Genomic DNA, 18,710 nt, shown 5'->3' on the forward strand with positions numbered 1-18,710 from the left:
TTAAAAGCAATTCTCCGGGTAAGACAGAAGGAGGTTCTATGAAGTATTCATGTATATTGTTTGATTTAGATGGGACGCTTATTGACTCAGGAGATAGTGTGCGGCGTTCCTTTGAATATGCCCTCGAAAAGATGAATCATCCAAATCCGGAAATTTTTGATGTGGATCAGCTTCTTGGACCGCCTATTCTTGATTCTTTTCAGGAAGTATTTGGTTTCAGTCTTGAAGAGGCCATAAAGGCCTACGATTTCTATCTTGAGGAGTATGTTGGAAATGGTCAAATGTTCGGAGCCCAGCTTTATGACGGCGTTGAAGAAACAATCAGAAAACTCGCGAAAGACGGCTGTTTATTAGGTGTTGCAACGACAAAAAATGAAAAAAACGCAAGAAAAATAATTAATTGCCTTCCAGTTGATATTGAATTAATGCAAGTTTTTGGAACCCAGGATGATGGAAGTCGGAGTGAAAAACAAGAAATTATTCGAGACTTCTTACATGTACACGAGGTGATGCACTTATCCGAAGTTTTAATGGTCGGAGATCGTTATTATGATATATTGGGTGCAAAAGCAGTTGGGATTGATTCCGTTGGCGTTACTTACGGTTGTGGCAGTGAAGATGAATTGCGGGTCGCAGGGGCTACGTATCTGATCGACAGTATTGAAGAACTGCTTGAAATTATTTATTAGGAGGAAACCATGAAACCAAATAATTCAAATTTACAGCGTATCGCTCTTATTAAAGGAGATTTGAAATTCACCAATTTTGGACAGATTATAAAGTCAACCCTATTTAAAGAATTAATCGGAACCTTTGTGGACGAACTGAAAATGAAAAAGTCCTACCTCACTAAAACCCTGGATCCATTTTTAAATGAAGAAGGGCAATTTGAAGAAAATAAGTTTATCGACTTTGTCTATCTTTTAAATCTTAATACCCTTGAAGAAATAATAGAGACGGGTTATTTTAATATACATTCAACCAATAAGGAATATGCGCCGCTGGTGTTAGGTTTTCTTGAAGGGTTTTACAATTATTGGCGAAATATTCAACGATTTATGATTAAGATGGATGGTTATTCCCTGGATGAAAATACCAAACGATCCAAGGCCCATTCTCTGGCTTCCAATAATGATGCGTTTAAAAAAATGATATTGGATCTTTATCGAAATGTTCATTTTAATGTCACCGGAAAAAGCTTTAGTATTTATCGGCAGCTTCCCAGCGGGGCGCAGGTAGCGTTCTTAGCGGATAAATTTGATTTTTCACAGGAAGTGAAAAGCAAAAATGAATCACTATATCATGTACCCTATGTATGGGAAGCGATTTTTGAACCGCCGGTTATTTTTTACACCCAGTCAAGTAAACGGGATGGTGTTTTTCCGGTTAAAGATAAACGGATTTTGCAAAAGTTTTACATGGACTGCGACGAATGGTTTGCAATTCCAGTGAAAGTGGGACGCTTGTTAGCCATTGTCTATGTGCAGAAGGAATACCTGGCTCTAGGAGCCGGTCTATTTAATCTTTTTGAATTTGCGACACCTGAAGAATTTACCAAGCAGAAACCGGATGCGGTGGTTTTCTTCGGACTGGATTATGATCTTTTTGAAGAAGATGAGCGATTAGGCTTTGTTACAAAAGAAGATGGTGTTTACTATGGACTTATTCCTAATCATCCAGAAATTGATTATTTTGGATATATGAAGAAAATAATGCTTACCCTCCATAATATTATTCAGATTGAAAAGAAAGCCTTGCCGGTACATGGTGCATTTGCAAAAATTCGTGTTGGCGGTAAAAAATCAGTTAATGTTATGCTCATCGGTGACAGTGGTGCCGGGAAGTCCGAAACCCTGGAGGCCATTAATAAACTGCCGAAGGAACTGGGTTGTGACTTTGATATTCTTATTGATGATATGGGTTCCCTTCATTTTAATGAAGAAGGTAAATTAATGGCTGTTGGTACAGAAATCGGGGCTTTTGTAAGACTCGATGATCTTCAGCCTGGATATGCCTATAGCACTATGGATCGAAGTATTTTCATGAATCCAAATATTGTCAATGCCCGGGTTATTGTTCCTCAAATGTCCTACGAAGAAATTTCAAAATCTACCCGAGTAGATTTTGTGTTTTATATTAATAATTATGAAACGATAAGCAATGAGGCCCCTGCTATAGAGCTTTTTGATGACTTGGATACGGCTTATAATGTTTTTTCTGAAGGTAAACGCATGGCCAAAGGAACAACCGGTGAAGTCGGTTTAACCAATACTTATTTTGCAAATCCTTTTGGTGCGGTTCAGATGAAAGAAGACCATGAAAAGATTGCTAAAAACACATTTAAAAAAATGGAAGAAACGGGTGTGAAAGTTGGAATGATCAGAACTCAATTAGGAATTCCCGGTTATGAACAGGATGGACCTTTTCTTGCGGCTAAAGCATTAATTAAGTTTATTGATGAACTAAATGATTAAATTTTAATAAATATGTTTAATCTTTGACTAATTGGGGTTATAATAAACTAAAGTTTATAATCATTATAAAGGAGGAAATTATGGGTAAATTAAAAGGAACCAAAACATTAGAGAATTTAATGGCAGCATATGTTGGTGAATCACAGGCAAGAATGCGTTATACATTTTTTGCATCGATAGCTAAAAAAGAAGGGTATCAGCAAATTTCAGATATTTTCACAGAAACAGCCGGAAATGAAAAAGAACATGGGGAAATATTCTACAAGTATATTGCTGAGAATGAATATGTTCTTGGGGAAGCCGTTGACATCAATGTTAACGCAACCTTTCCAGTAGCTCTTGGAGATACGAAAAATAATCTTCTTCATGCAGCATCCGGGGAAAATGAAGAATGGCATGATCTTTATCCCGCCTTTGCGGAAATCGCAAAACAAGAAGGCTTCCCAGAAATTGCAGCCAGCTGGCTGGCCATCGTTATAGCAGAAAAGGCCCATGAAACACGTTATTTAAAATTAGCTGCGAATATTGAACTTGGCAGAGTCTTCAAGCGTTTCAGTGAAGTCAAATGGAAATGTGGCAACTGCGGTTATATTCATACCGGCGCAGAAGCTCCTGAGCTTTGTCCAGCATGTAAACATCCCCAGGCATATTTTGAAATTTTTGAAGAAACCTATTAAGTCTTTCATTAAATAAAAAAACAGCTGCTTTTTTGCAGCTGTTTTTTTAGATTGTGCGGATGATTTAATAATGTAGTGATAAAATTGTAAAAAAAAATGAAAACGGAGGCAGTATGGCTCATAAATTTAGTCTTAAAAGTAAAAGTAAGCTTGATAATGAGTGGCGGAGGGAAAATCTTCCGGCAGCCCAAACATTAAAAAATCTGGGTCTGACCAGTGAAGATGTGGTTGCAGATATTGGCAGCGGTATTGGCTATTTTACAATCCCTGCCGCTCAGCTGGTTAATGGCGAAAACCAGGTTTTTGCATTGGATATATCAGAGGAAATGCTGGCAGAAGTGAAGCAGCGAATGGCTGATGCAGGGCTTTCGAATATAATCACCATAAAAACAGAGGAATATGATTTAAAAATCCCTGATGCATCGGTTACCTATGCGTTGATCGTAAATGTGCTTCATGAAATTAAAGATCAAAACCGGATGATTGATGAGATCCATCGCATTTTAAAACCGAATGGTCAAATCGCAATTATTGAATGGATTAAGGCAGATATGGAAATGGGGCCACCCTGTGATGGGCGCATCGGGAAAGAAGAATTGATTCATTTATTGACCTCAAAAAACTTTGAATATGTGAATTCAACAGAATTCGCAACTGTTTTTTATGGAGTGGTTTTCAGACGCCTGGCTTAGAAGCAAAAAAGAAATAATGCTATGATGCCTTATTTCCTTCAGACTGTAGACAAAATAGAATCTAAGTTCTGGGGACAATCGTAACATCAGTTGTCGGCATCATGGCGAACAGGCATCGCCTGTGCGATCATGCAGCAGACAACGATTTACCATTGTCCCCAGGACGGGTTTGTTGACAAACTCAAAGAAATAGTGTTTTAATGTATTATTTCTTTTTTATTTCTTTAAGATTTTTCACCATGACCCCAAAGGTTTCATGGGTTATTTTTGTAGGATCAAATTTAAGTGCTTTAAATGTAATTTGCACACAAAATCCTATGGCAAAAGCGGAGAGCACGGTGCCAAGACCAACAAGTCCACCGAGCGACCATCCAATAATAACAACACTTACTTCCAGAATTCCCCGACACAGGCCCACCGGCAGTTTTGTTTTCCGGGTGATTGCAACCATCAGGCTGTCTCTTGGGCCGGCACCAAAAGAAGATGAAATATAAAAGTAAGTTCCCAGAGAAATGATGAAAAGCCCAAGAATCATGATGGCACATCCCAGCCAAAAATTATTGAATAGAGGAATAAAATCCAGAAAAAGGATGAGATCCATAAAGAGTCCGATCATAAACATATTAAAGATCGTGCCAAGCCCGATTTTTTCACCCAAAAGAAAAACAATGAAAACAATTATTGCTCCGACTGCGGTGTTCACAAGGCCGATACTCACACCCAGGGTTTGGCTGATGCCACTGTGAAGAACCTCCCAGGGGGCATAACCCACATTTGCCCGCATGGTGATGACTATCCCAAGACCATACAGAAACAGTCCAAAATTAAGTCGTATGAATCGAAAGATATAAGATAACATTGATAAGCTCCTTTTTTTGATAATGTTCCCAGTATAACATAAAAATGAAATTGATTAAAGAAAACATGAGAATCTAGTTTTCGGTAAAAATAATTGTTGATTATGATATAATAATTAGACAAACAAAAAGAAAAAGCCACGGGAGGTTGAATGATGAAAGTATTAGGAATTAATGGAAGCCCACACGCTGAGGGAAATACCTTTACTGCGCTCTCTATTGCAGGTGAAATTTTCGCACAGGAAAGCATTGAATTTGAAATTTTCAATGTGGGAATGAAGGCTGTCCAGGGATGTACGGGATGCGGTGCCTGCGGAAAAAATAAAAATGAAGAATGTATTTTTACAAAAGATGTTGTAAATGAAGGCATCCAAAAGATGAAAGAAGCAGATGGTATTATTTTGGGAACTCCAGTGCATTTTTCCGGTATCGGTGGGAATATGAAATCTTTTCTTGACCGAGCCTTTTATGTAGCCGGTAACAATGGCGGAATCTTCCGTCACAAGGTTGGTGCCTCGGTTACAGCCGTGCGCCGTTCTGGTGGGGTGACAACCCTGGACCAACTTAACCATTTTATAACCTATGCTGAAATGGTATTGGCCACTGGGAACTACTGGAATGTGATTCATGGCCGTAAGCCCGGTGAAGCGGAGCAGGATATCGAAGGCGCCCAGGCTATTGAAGTCACGGCTCAAAATATGGCCTGGATCTTAAAGTTAATTGAAAATGGAAAAGGAATTGTTCCGGAACCGAATCCGGTTAATAAAGTCTTTATGCACTTTATTCGATAATAAAAAAGCAGGCATTTGATTGCCTGCTTCTGAGTGCTGACCAACCGCGTTGCGGACATTTATTTATCGTTGTGTGCTTGCAATTCGAACAGTCTGTCGACTGTTCGCCTTGATGCACACAACTGATGAAATAAAAATCCACAACGCGGTTGGTCAAATTACTTTGCCTGTATATCAAAAAAAGCAACCTCATACAAAGATATTAAATCTTAGTTTGAGGTTGCTTTTTTTATTGCTTCGTTTAGGTCTGGGGATTAAAATTAATTTCAACCGCGCCAACCCCGCCGTTTACTTCCAGACTATTGGTGGCTGTTTTTGGTCCGGTGCCATTTTCTGAAAGTTTATTACCATTTACGGTAATGGGACCAAGACCCTGATCGGCATCAATAAAATAATCCTGAGCATTGCCATCAATATTCAGAATTGTCTGACCAACCCCACAGTCCAGTTTAAAATCTCCTGTGAGCTGACCTTGAATCTCGACTAAACCAACGCCGCTTTCAATGTCAAAGTTATGGAGTTTAACTGAGGTAAATGAAACCGCTCCGGCACCGCCGCTGAGCTTTCCGGATTGAGCCTGAACATTGGTAGCTACAAGTTCTCCAGCACCCTGGGTAAGATTGAGTTCTTTGGCAGATATCCCATTGATTTCACCACGGCCGGCACCCATTTCTAAATCTACACGGTTGAGAATGGTGTCCTTTGGAATGGTAATGACCAATGTGGGTGCTTTTTTTTGTCGTAACAGGTTGCCGAATAGATTCACATTTCCTTGGTCTTCGATGATTAAAGTACCGTTCTCAACCTGAATTTTTAAACCTGATGACAGATCAGAGCCGCCAATCATAAATTTATCTCCGGACTGGACAATTAGGTTCCCTGCGTTAAAATTTACATCCATATTTTCAATCTTTTCCGAATATTCTTGATTAAAATCCTTGGTAATACTCTGCTGTGTCAGTATGTTGTTTCGCATTAAGCCAAGGCTGCTCAGGACTAAAATGCCGCCATTAACAATCATCGAAATGAGTCCAAGAGCGATGATTAAACCAAAGGCAATGCCAAAATATTTAATCCAATGGTTATTTGTTTTCATTTAATTTCTGTGCCTCCAAAGATAGAAACGCTATTAACATAAATGGTAGGTGGATTTTCCTCAAGGGGTTGGTTGGCCTTATTAGAGGTACCGCCAAAGATTGGGGTACTTGATACTTCAACCCGAACATTTGATGGTACCATGATGTCAATGCCACCAAAAACAGCAGTTGTTGAAAGATAGATATCTTCAGTGATAATGGCTTGTCTTAAATCCAACTCAACGCCACCAAAAATTGCAGTTAAAGAAGCGCCTTTAAATTCTTGACCTGGAAATTTTAATTCCTGGGAACCGAAAATCGCAGAATAATCATTAAGACCATCCTTATTCAAACGTTTAATGATTTGCGAATTTTTACTGATCTTATCCTTGAAGATAATGCTAAGACCAATGGCCACAATAATAATTGGAAAAATAAGGTCACCGATGATCTGACCATTGAAGAAACCCTGGGCAGAAACCAGAAATAGAATACCGACACCTAAACCAATAACGTTCCAGAGTTGGAGTCCATTTTGAAACATACTGATAACACAGGGGATGATAATAAATAAAGTCCACCAACCATTAAAAAATAGTTCAAAATTCCATAATCCAAAAACATTTCCTGCAAACCCAAGTCCTATTACTACTAATACTAAACCCCATAACAGATTTCCAACACGATTTCTCATTTCAGCTCCTTTGTTTGATTATTTTTTGTTATTATACCATATTTTTGATAAAAAAATCAATTCCAGGGCATAATAATACCAGGGATGAGATGATTTAATTTCATTGGCTGCCATTTTATCTCTTAACAGCTGAACACCCTTAAAAGAGAGCAAAAAGGAGAAGCAGATATGGCACTTACAGAGGTAAAGCGGTTTATGAATTATATTGCCGAAAATCGGAAAACACTTGAGGAATATAACAAAAAACTATTGGAATCAGGGAGCTTTGTTTTCACAGATCCTGTTTTGGTGTCAAGCGGTTATTATGTATCACCCATGCTCCCGGAAAATCTTGAGGATGAACTGCTTCAGAGAATTATTGATATGGATGAAAAATCCGCCCGGAAGTTAGAAAAAATCAGTGAGTCTCAAGGCAAAAAAATTAGTTTAAAAGATCGTCTGGTTCGGAAATTTGATGAATTATGGTATCCAAAAGAAACTCCAGAGGAACGAATTCTTACTCGCGATGAAGCAAAACGGCATAAGATTTTTAATCGTTTAGCTGAGTTGGCCCGGGATGATGGGTTTGATATTTCAACGGATGATCTTTTGTATTACATCGGAAAGTCTGTAATGGTTATTATAAAGGAGCATCCTGAATATGAGGATGCCCAAATTTTTGATGCGATTTTAAATTCTTTTGAGTAGTTTTTGAGCAAAGGAAAAAAATTTTCCTTGACATATTACAATATTGTAATATAATAATAATGTAATTAACAATAGTTGATTGGAGACAAATCAATGGAAATAAGTAGAAAAGATTATGAGCAACCAGCTGAAATGCTAAAAGCTCTTGGACACCCGGTCAGACTGTGTATCACAAAAGGCCTCATTTCAAAGGGACGCTGTAATGTATCCTATATGGAAGAATGTCTTGAGGTTTCCCAATCGGCTATTTCCCAACATTTATCTAAACTAAGAAATGCTGGGATTGTCAAAGGGTATCGAACCGGGAATGAAGTTTATTATGAAGTTATCAGTGAACATGCAAAAAAAATAGTGAATTCGTTATTTGAGGAGGAAACAATATGAAAAAGATATTAATTGTTGGTGGAGTTGCAGGAGGTGCTACTGCGGCAGCACGACTAAGACGTCTGAGTGAAGAGGATGAAATTATTTTATTCGAGCGGGATGAGTACATATCCTTTGCCAATTGTGGTTTGCCGTATTATATCGGCGGCGTCATTCAGGATCGTCAGAAGTTGTTGGTACAAACAGTTGAGGGCATGTCCAAACGCTTTAATTTGGATATTCGAAATTTCAGCGAGGTCATTGCACTTCATCCTGAAAAGAATACCGTTGAGGTAAAAAATCACAAAACTGGTGAAACTTATACGGAAACCTACGACAAGATTATTTTGTCTCCCGGAGCAAAACCTATTAAACCGCCAATTCCAGGACTGGCGGAAGCTGACAATGTTTTGACACTGAGAAACATACCAGACACGGATAAAATCAAAGCTCTTCTGGCCAATAAAAAACCAAAGCGAGCAGTTGTCATCGGCGGCGGATTTATTGGGATTGAAATGGCTGAAAACCTCCAGGAATTAGGTCTGAATGTTACGGTTGTTGAAAAAATGAATCAGGTTTTAAAACCTCTGGATTTTGAAATGGCGCAACTCATTCATCAGGAAATTAATGCCAATTGCGTAAACTTAATTTTAGGTGATGGTGTGGATCATTTCCAGAAACAAGGTAAAGAAGTTGTTTTGGAAAGTGGAATGATTCTTGAAACGGATTTAACCATTCTTTCCATCGGTGTTGTTCCTGAAAATGGCCTTGCAAAGAATGCAAATCTTAAATTAGGACCACGGGGTCATATTGTTACAAGCCCTGATTATGAGGTCATGGATGGAACTACCGGAAAAATTTATCCGGATGTTTTTGCCATTGGAGATGTGGTTGAAGTCATTGATTTTGTTGATAAAACCCAAACAGCCATTGCTTTGGCATGGCCTGCCAATCGTCAGGGACGGGTTGTTGCGGATTTTATTAATGGTTTAAAGACCATCAACACAGGCATTCAGGGAACCGCTGTGGCCAAGGTCTTTAATAAAGTTGTTGCGACCACAGGCAATAATGCTGCTCAGCTTGACATGAAGAAAATTGACTATCAGATTGTCCTCGCCCAACGCGCCAACCATGCCGGTTACTACCCTAATTCAAGCAATCTCGCGTTAAAGGTTTTATATGATCCAAAGACACTTCGTATTTTAGGCGCCCAGGCTGTAGGTCAGGAAGGCACCGAAAAACGCATCGATGTCATTGCCACAGCGATGAAGCTGAACGCCACAATTTTGGATCTCCAGGATTTTGAACTATGCTATGCACCGCCATTTTCCTCAGCAAAGGATCCAGTGAATATTGTCGGCTACATTGCTTCCAATATTGAAGAAAAAATTTATAAAACCGCTGAGTGGTTTGAAATAGATGAAATTATTGAAAAAGGCGGATTCTTGTTGGATGTGCGGACTCCAATGGAAGTCAGTGCCGGTGCCATTAAAGGATCTGTGAATATTGAGTTGGATCAGCTTCGTGATCGTATTAGTGAAATATCAATTTCAAAAGATACTCCGATCTATGTGACTTGTCAGGTAGGACAAAGAGCTTATTTGGGAATCCGTATTCTTCAAGGCAATGGATTTACCAATATCTATAATTTAACCGGTGGTTACAGTGTTTATAAAACTGCCCATTACAAACTGGCCAAAACCGATTTTACGGTAGGGGTTTGTATTCCTGAAGAAGATCAATCCGATCTGGGCGATGTTGACCAGGGTGGCAGCGCAACAGATAAGATTAAAAAAAAAGTTGATGTAACCGGACTTCAGTGTCCGGGACCGCTCATGGCAACCTATGAAGCCATGAAATCCGTGGATCCAGGGGATCTGGTAGAAATTACTGCCACTGATTTTGGATTTGTCAGTGATATAAAGAGCTGGTGCGAAACCAATGGTCATACCCTGGTATCCCAGGAAAATTCCGGTAAAAAATTTGTTAGTCTGATTCGAAAAGGGGATGCGGGAACCAGTTGCAGCTTGCTGCCGGCAGTATCGACTCAACAGAATGCAACCCTGGTTGTTTTTAGCGGCGAGCTTGACAAGGTACTTGCTTCGATGATCATCGCCCAGGGGGCTGCCGCCCAGGGTAAGAACGTCACATTATTCTTTACCTTCTGGGGACTGAACGCCCTCCGAAAAAATGATGGCAAGGGTCGGAATAAAACCTTTATTGAAAAAATGTTTGGTGCCATGATGCCCAAGGGTGCGAAGAAATTGCCGCTTTCTACCATGAATATGATGGGTGCGGGATCAGCCATGATAAAAGGCATTATGAAAAAGAAAAATGTTGATGATCTTGATACGATGATCGCCAAAGCTCAAAAAGCCGGGGTTCGCTTTATTGCCTGCACCATGAGTATGGATCTCATGGGCATTAAAGAAGAAGAACTTATCCCAGGTATTGAATTTGCCGGTGTCGGAACCTATATTGCGAGCAATGAAAATGCCGGAACAACTTTATTTGTATAAATAATTTATAAATTGCTTCATTATGAGGATGTTGTAAAATCAAAATTATGATTTTACAACACCTTTTTTTTTGCTTAAATGCCGGATGATGAAGTGCTTGTGAAATCATTTAATTTTCATTATTTTGTTGAAATGATGATGAAATTATGTTAAAATAATGGTGGAAGGAAGTGAGCACAATGACAAAGTATTGTCCAAGATGTACTTACATTTTAGGTCTTGACGATACAATTTGTAGATTTTGTGGCATGGTGTTAACAACTAAAATTGTTGTTGATGAATTTATCGCTGATGAATTCCCCAAAGAGGAAAAAACAGCAAATGGGAGTTTTGCAACCCAATTCATGGATAATGGAATGGGAGTAACTTCGGGAGCTGAGGCCAGTACCCTCGTGGCAGATGACGAAATTTTAGCGGAAGAAATAGTCCTTGATGAAATCATTGGTGACAAAATATTTAGCAATGCATTCCTAGCTGAGGAAAAAACAGTGAACAGTGGTTTTGCAACCGAATTTCTGGATCATGGAATGGGAGTTACCCCGGGATCCGAGAAAAAGGGACTCGAAGTAGATGATGAACTATCTGCAGAGGAGATGGTCCTTGATGAAATTATCGGGGATGGAGTCTTAGCTCAGAAAAATAGATCATCCAGTCATGCATAGCGGGCTGTGAAGGTTGGATCATAATTTAATTAAAAATGTTTATGCAAAACTCGAAAGAAGTGTCTGATTTTGATAGGTATCAGTTTTCGTTTCTGGTAGCCACCTGACAGGTGGCCCGGTGGCGAGACGGCATATTATCAAAACAGATGCTTTTTTTTAATTAAATTTTATAAAAGATAATTGACAAATTACAAATTTAATACTATAATGAGACATAAATTATTATTTAGGAGCTATTCTTATCTATGAAAAATAAAGAAATTCAAATGTACACTGATATGATTCGCGGCGTTGGTTTAAAAGCGACTCCGCAACGGATTAGTGTGCTCAAAGTTTTGTCAGCAATGACATCCCATCCCAGTGCGGATATGTTAATGGATACTCTCGAAGACCAAGGGTATGTTATGTCGGTTGGTACTATTTACAATATTTTAGAAACATTTTCGGAAAAAGGATTAATTCTGAAACTAAAGGATAATCAGGAAGTAATGCGTTTTGATGCCAACACAAAATTTCACGTTCACATTTATAATGATACTAATAATGGCATTAGTGATTTTTTTGATCCTGAACTTGAAGTGCTGCTTTCGGATTATTTCAAAGAAAAGCTTCCAGGTAAAATTGATTTAAACCGCATAGAGTTATCCTTATACGCATAAGTTTTGAAAATCATTTTTTGGAAAGTCTGAACACCGTAAGGTGTCAGGCTTTTTTTAATTTAAAATACTGTAAGTTCACTTTTATTGAAAATAACTAATATTTATCAGGAATCATTCTTGACAAATTAATTGTTTAAAATTATAATGACCATAGTAATTTTAATAAGAGTGATTCTTTTATAGAAATGATGCTTCTTTGAAAATTGTATTTATAAGTTCCAGATTATCTTTCTAAATTATGATCGATTTTTAATTTTCATACTTCAAGTATTGTCTTACGAAGGGATTAATATTTTTCTACGTATTTTAAGTCAATCTGTCTGATGGAATTTTTAATTTCATTTGGGCTTCATTTTTATGCAAAAAATCATATTTATTAAAAATAAAAACTCATTGGAGGTTGTCAAATGAATTCAAATTTTAGCTGTAAAACCTGTGCAAGTGCGGATCAAAAACTCGAAACCTTTATTTCAAACCTCAGCCAGGAAACATCACATCACCGGGTTGAAGGTCAAAGTGTGAAATGCGGTTTTGGACTTCAGGGTATTTGTTGCCGATTGTGTTCAAATGGGCCCTGTCGCATTACACCAAATGGACCTAAAGGCGTTTGTGGAGCCACCGCAGATACCATTGTTGCCCGCAATTTTTTAAGGGCAGTTGCCGCTGGCTCCGGGTGTTACATTCATATTGTTGAAAATACAGCTTTGTTGTTAAAGAAAACAGCTGCAAACAAGGGTCTTCTCAAAGGAAAACGGGCACTTAAAAAGTTGTCGGAAATATTTGAAATCAAGGATGCCGATGAATATATCTGTGCTGAAAAAATTGCCGATGCAGTATTAGCTGATCTTTATAAGCCGGATTATGTAAAAATGGAATTAGTGGAAAAAATGGCCTATAAACCACGGTTCGATCGTTGGAAGGAATTGGGCATTCTGCCGGGCGGTGCAAAATCGGAAGTGTTTGCCGGGGTAGTTAAAACTTCTACCAATCTGAATTCAGATCCGGTTAATATGTATCTTCATTGTCTGAAACTGGGCATTTCCACCGGACTTTACGGATTAACCTTAACAAATCTCTTAAATGATGTCATACTAGGAGAACCTTCCATCCGATTGGCGCCTGTTGGTTTAAGGGTCATCGATCCTGATTATATCAACATTATGATTACCGGTCATCAACATTCCATATTTGCGTATTTACAGGATCGACTCATTGAATCAGATGTCATTGCCAAGGCAAATGCGGTGGGAGCAAAAGGCTTTAAGCTGGTTGGATGTACATGTGTGGGCCAGGATCTCCAATTGCGCGGCGAACATTATCAGGAAATCTTTAATGGCCATGCCGGAAATAATTTCACCAGTGAAGCTATTTTAGCTACCGGTGCCATTGACGCGGTTTTATCTGAATTTAATTGTTCTTTACCTGGAATTGAACCCATTTGTGACGAACTGAAAATTAAACAGATTTGTTTGGATGATGTAGCTAAAAAAGCCAATGCGGAATTAAAACCTTTTGTCTTTGAAGAACGGGCCGTTCAAAGTGATGAGATTATCGATGAAATCATCGATGCCTACACAGCCAGACGTGGGGATATTGTTTTAAATATGATGCCGGAACATGGTAATGATGACACCCTAACCGGTGTAAGTGAAGGTTCTTTAAAAGACTTCCTGGGCGGAACCTGGAAACCACTCATCGATTTAATAGTCAGTGGTGATATTAAGGGAATCGCGGGAGTAGTAGGATGTTCAAGCCTGACTGCCGGCGGGCATGATGTGCTGACCGTTGGTCTGGTAAAAGAGCTCATTGCCAAAGATATTTTAGTTTTATCCGCCGGGTGTTCTTCAGGAGGACTTGAAAATGTCGGATTAATGTCGCCCTCAGCAGCATCACTTGCCGGACCCAAGCTTCGGGCTGTTTGTGAAAGTTTGGGAATTCCGCCGGTTCTTAACTTTGGTCCATGTCTTGCCATTGGTCGTTTGGAATTGGTGGCCACAGAGCTTGCCGAAGCTATTGGCGTTGATTTACCTCAGTTGCCGCTGGTTTTATCCGCACCCCAGTGGTTGGAGGAACAGGCTCTGGCCGATGGTGCCTTTGGTTTAGCCCTTGGTTTACCCCTGCACTTGGGATTACCACCCTTTGTTACCGGCAGCCCTGTGGCAGTTCAGGTATTTACCCAGGATATGCTCAATCTCACCGGTGGACAGCTAATCATCGACGACAATGCCAAAACAGCAGCAGCAACTTTAAATGAAATTATTGAAAAAAAACGCAGAGAATTAAACATCTAGGGAGGTGTATTATGAAACGAATCATTATTGATCGTGAAAAATGCGATGGATGCTTAAACTGCAACGTTGCCTGTATCAGTGCCCATCAAGAAGGCAGTAATTTTTACACCGTCAACCTTCAAGGTGTGGACTCCGAAACCCGTAATTTTATTAAATTCGATTCTAAGACTGGTTACACACCGATCTTTTGCCGTCATTGTGATGAACCGGAATGCGTGCTCTCCTGTATGAGTGGCGCACTGGAAAAAGATCCTGAAACCGGTCATGTGCAGTACGATGAAACCAAATGCGCAGCGTGTTTTATGTGTGTAATGAACTGTCCGTATGGAGTGTTAAAACCTGACACCAGGACTCGGACCAAACTCATAAAATGTGATTTCTGTGAGGATAAGAAAGATGGCCCCAGCTGCGTCGCTGCCTGTCCTAAAAAAGCCATTGAAGTGAAAGAGGTAAGCTTATGAAAATCGTGATTATTGGCGCCAGCGCTGCAGGAATTACCGCAGCAAAAACCATAAAAGCATTAGATCAAGCCACCGAAGTAGTGGTGATTTCAAAAGAATCCATCATTCATTCACGCTGCATGCTTCATAAATATCTGGACCAGGAAAGGGATGAGCAGAGTGTTAGCTTTGTTCCCCAGGACTTTTTCGAAGCCAATGCCATCACCTGGCTTAAAAATACCCGGGTGCTGGGGTTGAATACTGAGATGAAAACCCTTAAAACCGATGGAAACCAGGAAATCAGCTATGATAAGCTTCTTATTGCCACCGGGGCGGCCTACTTTATTCCCCCGGTTCCCGGGCTTCGTGAAGCAACCAATGTCTATGGGTTTCGGGATCTCAAGGATGCCCAGCTTCTTGATGCGGAATGCCGAACAGCGAAAAATGCAGTGGTGATCGGAGCGGGTCTGGTGGGCATGGATGCTGCGGTGGCACTGCTTAAACGGGGCCTTAACGTAACCGTTATCGAAATGATGGATGGGATCATGGGACTTCAGCTTGATGAAAAATCCGCTCAGACCTATCAAACTCTTTTTGAAGGACAGGGCGCCAGCTTTCTATTATCCGAAAAAGTTGTGTCGGTTGATCTGGACAAGGCCCATCGCGGCCATTTGATTCATTTAGCCAGTGGCAAAACAGTACCGGCTGATTTTATTGTGGTAGCTGCCGGCGTCCGTCCCAGCTATGATTTTCTCGAAGGCACGGCGATTCAAACAAACCGCGGAATCACGGTGGGGGATGACATGCGCACCAATATCCAGGATGTTTACGCTGCTGGGGATGTAACCGGACTATCGGGAATATGGCCAAATGCCATGAAACAGGGAAAAATTGCCGCCACCAATATGCTGGGGGGAAGCGCATTATACACCGATCGTTATGCCCTTAAAAACACGGCGAATTTCTATGGTCTGACGACCTTATCTCTGGGAAACATTAATCCTGAACCCGAAGAGAACTGTGACGTGTCCATCAGACAGGATCACAAAAATTATCAGAAAATTGTCAGTAAAGATGGAGTGATCCTTGGCGTTATTTTCCAGGGTGACATTCGAAATACCGGATTTTGGCAATATCTGATCAAGAATAAAATCAATGTTTCGGGCATTGACAAATCGATATTTGATTTAAGCTATGCAGATTTTTATGGGGTTGACAAAGAGACCGGAGAATATCACTACGCTGTTTAAAGCGCGGGTTTCATATGCATTTGTATATTTTGGCTCTTTGACAATTATTAGTGACCTGGGATCCAATCTTAAATCCAGGGTTTTCTTCTTTTCATTTAATCCGATTTAGTGTATAGTATATCGTATATAAAAAATAAATTAAATTAAATTTTTGGAGGAACTTATGTCAGAAACTAACCCAATTGTAAAAATTGAAATGGAAAATGGTCAAACGATTAAGATTGAACTTTATCCGGAAATTGCACCTATAACAGTCGAAAACTTTTTAAAGCTTGTTGGTGACGGCTTTTATGACGGATTGATTTTTCACCGTGTGATTCCTGGTTTTATGATTCAAGGCGGCTGTCCTTTGGGCACCGGTACCGGTGGACCAGGCCATAATATCAAAGGCGAATTTTCAGGAAATAAAGTGGTAAATGATTTAAAACATGTTCGTGGCGTAATTTCCATGGCGCGTTCAGGACAGCCAGACTCAGCCGGCTCCCAATTCTTTATTATGGTGGCGGATGCACCCTTCCTGGATGGCCAATATGCCGGCTTTGGTAAGGTGATTGAGGGCTTTGAAACTGCAGATGCGATTGTTGCTGTTGATCGGGATGGCTCTGATAAACCATACAAAGACCAGGTTATCAAAAAAATAGAAGTCATCGCGTAAATTATCTTTTGAAATCATCAAGAATTTATGATAGAATGAAATAAAAAGGATGTGAACGCAATGGCAAAGTATTGTCCAAAATGTTATGTGGGTGTCAGTAATGACGACGAAGTTTGCAGTAATTGTGGTGCTGTGTTGGAAATAAAAGACCACACAGATGAAATCTTTGTGGCTGGAGACTTCAAGGAAGAAAGTAATTTTGTGGAAATCGCTAAAGGAATCCGTGATGCGGAAGGTCCAGACGACGAATTATCTGCCAAAGAAATGGTTGCCGACGAAATCATTGGAAATGGTATCGTTGCTGCTGATTTAAGTTCAAGCAATGAGAAACCAAAAACACCGCCACCTGTCCAATCAAAAGCTCCGGTTAAAGTTGAAGGTACCGATAAGGTGATGACTTTAGGAGACTGGATGATTACCCTCTTACTTCTGTTTATCCCAATTGTAAACATTGTTATGCTTATCATCTGGAGCGTTGATTCAAGCACCAATGAGAACAAAAAACATTTTGCCTGGGCCTACTTGATTTATATGGCCATCGGGGTTGTTGTTTCCATCATCTTTTCAAGTATTTTAATTTCTGTAATTTTAGCTGCGATGAGTTCCATGAATTACTAAAAACCTGGTTCAAAAACAGTTCTACAGAATCGAAAAAGCCCACCTCCATGGAGGTGGGCTTTTTTTACTGTTGTTCGGAAGATTTCCGTGTCGGGGTTCGTTTATTTTTCAAATGAAAAATGGTATTGTTCCAATCCAAGTTCGGCCTTAATATCTAAAATATCCTTGATCAATGCATCATTCATCGGCGCACCCTTGTCTTTACGGTCCAGCCAAACATCATATTCCTTTTCCCCGGCAGTATAAATCCGTTCCTGACCAGGCATTTTATCCGAACCGCGAAGATCCCTTAAAATGTTTCCGGTAATCTTTTTAAAGTCATCAATCTCGGTAAAGTTTTCAATGTTAATGGCAATAAAGAAATGGCCCAGATGGTAGGGTTGGGCATTGCCGTTTTGATCAAAGCCTAACAGACCTTTTAAGAAAGCGCCGCTTTGAAGAGCCGAAGACAAAATTTCCACAAAGGTCGCATAACCATAGCCCTTATAGCCACCGGTATCCTCACCAATACCACCCAAAGGGGTGAGTGCAGCTTCACCCTTAACCAGGTCAATTAAAACCTGCTTGGTATCGGTACGGCTGTTTCCCTGTCGGTCAATAACCCAACCTTCGGGCAAGTCCTTGTTTTCCCGATCATAAACCTCAATTTTGCCACGTTGGGAAACCGAGGTGGCACAGTCAAGCACAAAGGGGAAGGGTTCATCGCTTGGAACACCAACCGTAATGGGATTGGTTCCCAGCATATTTTCAACACCAAAGGTCGGCGCAATGGAAGGACGGGCATTGGTCCCGGTCATCCCGATCATGTTGTTTTCAATGGCCATTAAAGGATAATAACCCGCAAACCCATAATGGGTTGAGTTGCGAACAACCGTCATGCCCATACCGTAAACTTTGGCCTTATCAATGGCCATTTGCATGGCTTTTTTGGCAATGACATGGCCCATACCGTCATGGCCATCAATGACGGCGGTGGTAAAGGTGTCCTTAATAATTTCAAATTCGGTAACAGGATGTTGAATTCCAAGTTTGATACGGTCGTAATAAATGGGTTTTAAGCGGCCGATACCATGGGAGTCAATGCCCCGTTTATCCGAAGCAATAAGAATTTCCGCGCAAATTTTTGCGTCTGCTTCAGGAACACCAATGCCTTTAAGGGCATCAGCCATAAAGGCTTCCAGGGTGTCAAATGGGATGTGTGTGATTGGTTGTTTTTCCATTAATAATTCTCCTTTTTTCTTATATCAATTTTAGGAACTTGCGAAACTCAAAAGAAACGAACAATGGTTGCTTTGATGTCAGTTT

19 protein-coding genes are annotated in these 18,710 nt (G+C 40.0%); 15 read left to right on the top strand and 4 right to left on the bottom strand.

All coding sequences use genetic code 11. The features are described from left to right. Positions 1-38: 38 nt before the first annotated feature. From AKG39_RS17600 to AKG39_RS17615, 4 genes are all read left to right on the top strand, one after another. Positions 39-689 (top strand): HAD hydrolase-like protein, encoded by a 651-nt coding sequence (locus tag AKG39_RS17600; RefSeq protein WP_050741714.1) that lies wholly within the window; start codon positions 39-41, stop codon positions 687-689. A gap of 9 nt (positions 690-698) precedes the next feature. Continuing rightward, the gene (locus AKG39_RS17605) at positions 699-2,474 is read left to right on the top strand and encodes a phosphoenolpyruvate carboxykinase (ATP) (RefSeq protein ID WP_050741715.1); all 1,776 of its coding nucleotides are present in this window, start codon (positions 699-701) and stop codon (positions 2,472-2,474) included. 80 nt (positions 2,475-2,554) lie between these two features. Then, positions 2,555-3,151 carry a rubrerythrin gene (gene rbr / locus AKG39_RS17610; protein ID WP_050741716.1) on the top strand — a complete coding sequence of 199 codons (597 nt, stop codon included), beginning with the start codon at positions 2,555-2,557 and terminating at the stop codon, positions 3,149-3,151. Between the two features lie 113 nt (positions 3,152-3,264). Then, on the top strand, positions 3,265-3,843 hold the full coding sequence (locus AKG39_RS17615) for a class I SAM-dependent methyltransferase (RefSeq protein WP_050741717.1): 579 nt from the start codon (positions 3,265-3,267) through the stop codon (positions 3,841-3,843). Between the two features lie 205 nt (positions 3,844-4,048). On the opposite strand, the gene AKG39_RS17620 is transcribed toward AKG39_RS17615, so the two are convergent. Beyond that, positions 4,049-4,702, bottom strand: a complete 654-nt coding sequence (locus AKG39_RS17620) for a YczE/YyaS/YitT family protein (RefSeq protein WP_050741718.1) — start codon at positions 4,700-4,702, stop codon at positions 4,049-4,051. Between the two features lie 153 nt (positions 4,703-4,855). On the opposite strand from AKG39_RS17620, the gene AKG39_RS17625 reads away from it, so the two are divergent. Continuing rightward, entirely contained in the window at positions 4,856-5,491 is a 636-nt protein-coding gene (locus AKG39_RS17625; protein ID WP_050741719.1) for a flavodoxin family protein, read from the top strand. A 241-nt stretch (positions 5,492-5,732) separates the two neighbouring features. Here the strand turns inward: AKG39_RS17625 and AKG39_RS17630 are convergent, their stop codons facing one another. Continuing rightward, positions 5,733-6,587 (bottom strand): DUF4097 family beta strand repeat-containing protein, encoded by an 855-nt coding sequence (locus tag AKG39_RS17630; protein WP_050741720.1) that lies wholly within the window; start codon positions 6,585-6,587, stop codon positions 5,733-5,735. Beyond that, a complete protein-coding gene (locus AKG39_RS17635; RefSeq protein ID WP_050741721.1) occupies positions 6,584-7,261 on the bottom strand; it encodes a LiaF transmembrane domain-containing protein in 678 nt (225 codons plus the stop codon). The genes AKG39_RS17630 and AKG39_RS17635 overlap by 4 nt, the downstream gene beginning before the upstream one ends. Before the next feature lie 168 nt (positions 7,262-7,429). Here AKG39_RS17635 and AKG39_RS17640 point away from each other — a divergent pair, with 168 nt between their 5' ends. The 10 genes from AKG39_RS17640 (at position 7,430) to AKG39_RS20350 (ending at position 17,405) form a co-directional block, all read left to right on the top strand. Further along, complete coding sequence (locus AKG39_RS17640) at positions 7,430-7,948, top strand: hypothetical protein (protein ID WP_050741722.1); 519 nt, start codon at positions 7,430-7,432, stop codon at positions 7,946-7,948. Between the two features lie 93 nt (positions 7,949-8,041). After that, the gene (locus tag AKG39_RS17645) at positions 8,042-8,332 is read left to right on the top strand and encodes an ArsR/SmtB family transcription factor (protein ID WP_050741723.1); all 291 of its coding nucleotides are present in this window, start codon (positions 8,042-8,044) and stop codon (positions 8,330-8,332) included. Beyond that, positions 8,329-10,830 carry a DsrE/DsrF/DrsH-like family protein gene (locus AKG39_RS17650; protein WP_050741724.1) on the top strand — a complete coding sequence of 834 codons (2,502 nt, stop codon included), beginning with the start codon at positions 8,329-8,331 and terminating at the stop codon, positions 10,828-10,830. Before AKG39_RS17645 ends, AKG39_RS17650 begins: the two co-directional genes overlap by 4 nt. A 179-nt stretch (positions 10,831-11,009) precedes the next feature. Further along, complete coding sequence (locus AKG39_RS17655; RefSeq protein ID WP_050741725.1) at positions 11,010-11,492, top strand: zinc ribbon domain-containing protein; 483 nt, start codon at positions 11,010-11,012, stop codon at positions 11,490-11,492. Between the two features lie 245 nt (positions 11,493-11,737). Then, a complete protein-coding gene (locus AKG39_RS17660; RefSeq protein ID WP_050741726.1) occupies positions 11,738-12,151 on the top strand; it encodes a Fur family transcriptional regulator in 414 nt (137 codons plus the stop codon). Between the two features lie 407 nt (positions 12,152-12,558). Next, positions 12,559-14,442, top strand: coding sequence for an anaerobic carbon-monoxide dehydrogenase catalytic subunit (cooS, locus tag AKG39_RS17665; RefSeq protein ID WP_050741727.1), 1,884 nt, complete (start codon positions 12,559-12,561; stop codon positions 14,440-14,442). An 11-nt stretch (positions 14,443-14,453) separates the two neighbouring features. After that, a complete protein-coding gene (locus AKG39_RS17670; protein ID WP_050741728.1) occupies positions 14,454-14,903 on the top strand; it encodes a 4Fe-4S dicluster domain-containing protein in 450 nt (149 codons plus the stop codon). After that, positions 14,900-16,132, top strand: a complete 1,233-nt coding sequence (locus AKG39_RS17675; protein WP_050741729.1) for an NAD(P)/FAD-dependent oxidoreductase — start codon at positions 14,900-14,902, stop codon at positions 16,130-16,132. Before AKG39_RS17670 ends, AKG39_RS17675 begins: the two co-directional genes overlap by 4 nt. 163 nt (positions 16,133-16,295) lie before the next feature. Then, entirely contained in the window at positions 16,296-16,787 is a 492-nt protein-coding gene (locus AKG39_RS17680; RefSeq protein WP_050741730.1) for a peptidylprolyl isomerase, read from the top strand. Positions 16,788-16,847: 60 nt separating this feature from the next. Continuing rightward, entirely contained in the window at positions 16,848-17,405 is a 558-nt protein-coding gene (locus AKG39_RS20350; RefSeq protein ID WP_201780297.1) for a zinc ribbon domain-containing protein, read from the top strand. Positions 17,406-17,506: 101 nt separating this feature from the next. On the opposite strand, the gene AKG39_RS17690 is transcribed toward AKG39_RS20350, so the two are convergent. Continuing rightward, a complete protein-coding gene (locus tag AKG39_RS17690) occupies positions 17,507-18,625 on the bottom strand; it encodes an Ldh family oxidoreductase (protein WP_050741731.1) in 1,119 nt (372 codons plus the stop codon). Between the last annotated feature and the right edge of the window lie 85 nt (positions 18,626-18,710).

Source organism: Acetobacterium bakii, assembly GCF_001263355.1.
Taxonomy (GTDB): domain Bacteria; phylum Bacillota; class Clostridia; order Eubacteriales; family Eubacteriaceae; genus Acetobacterium; species Acetobacterium bakii.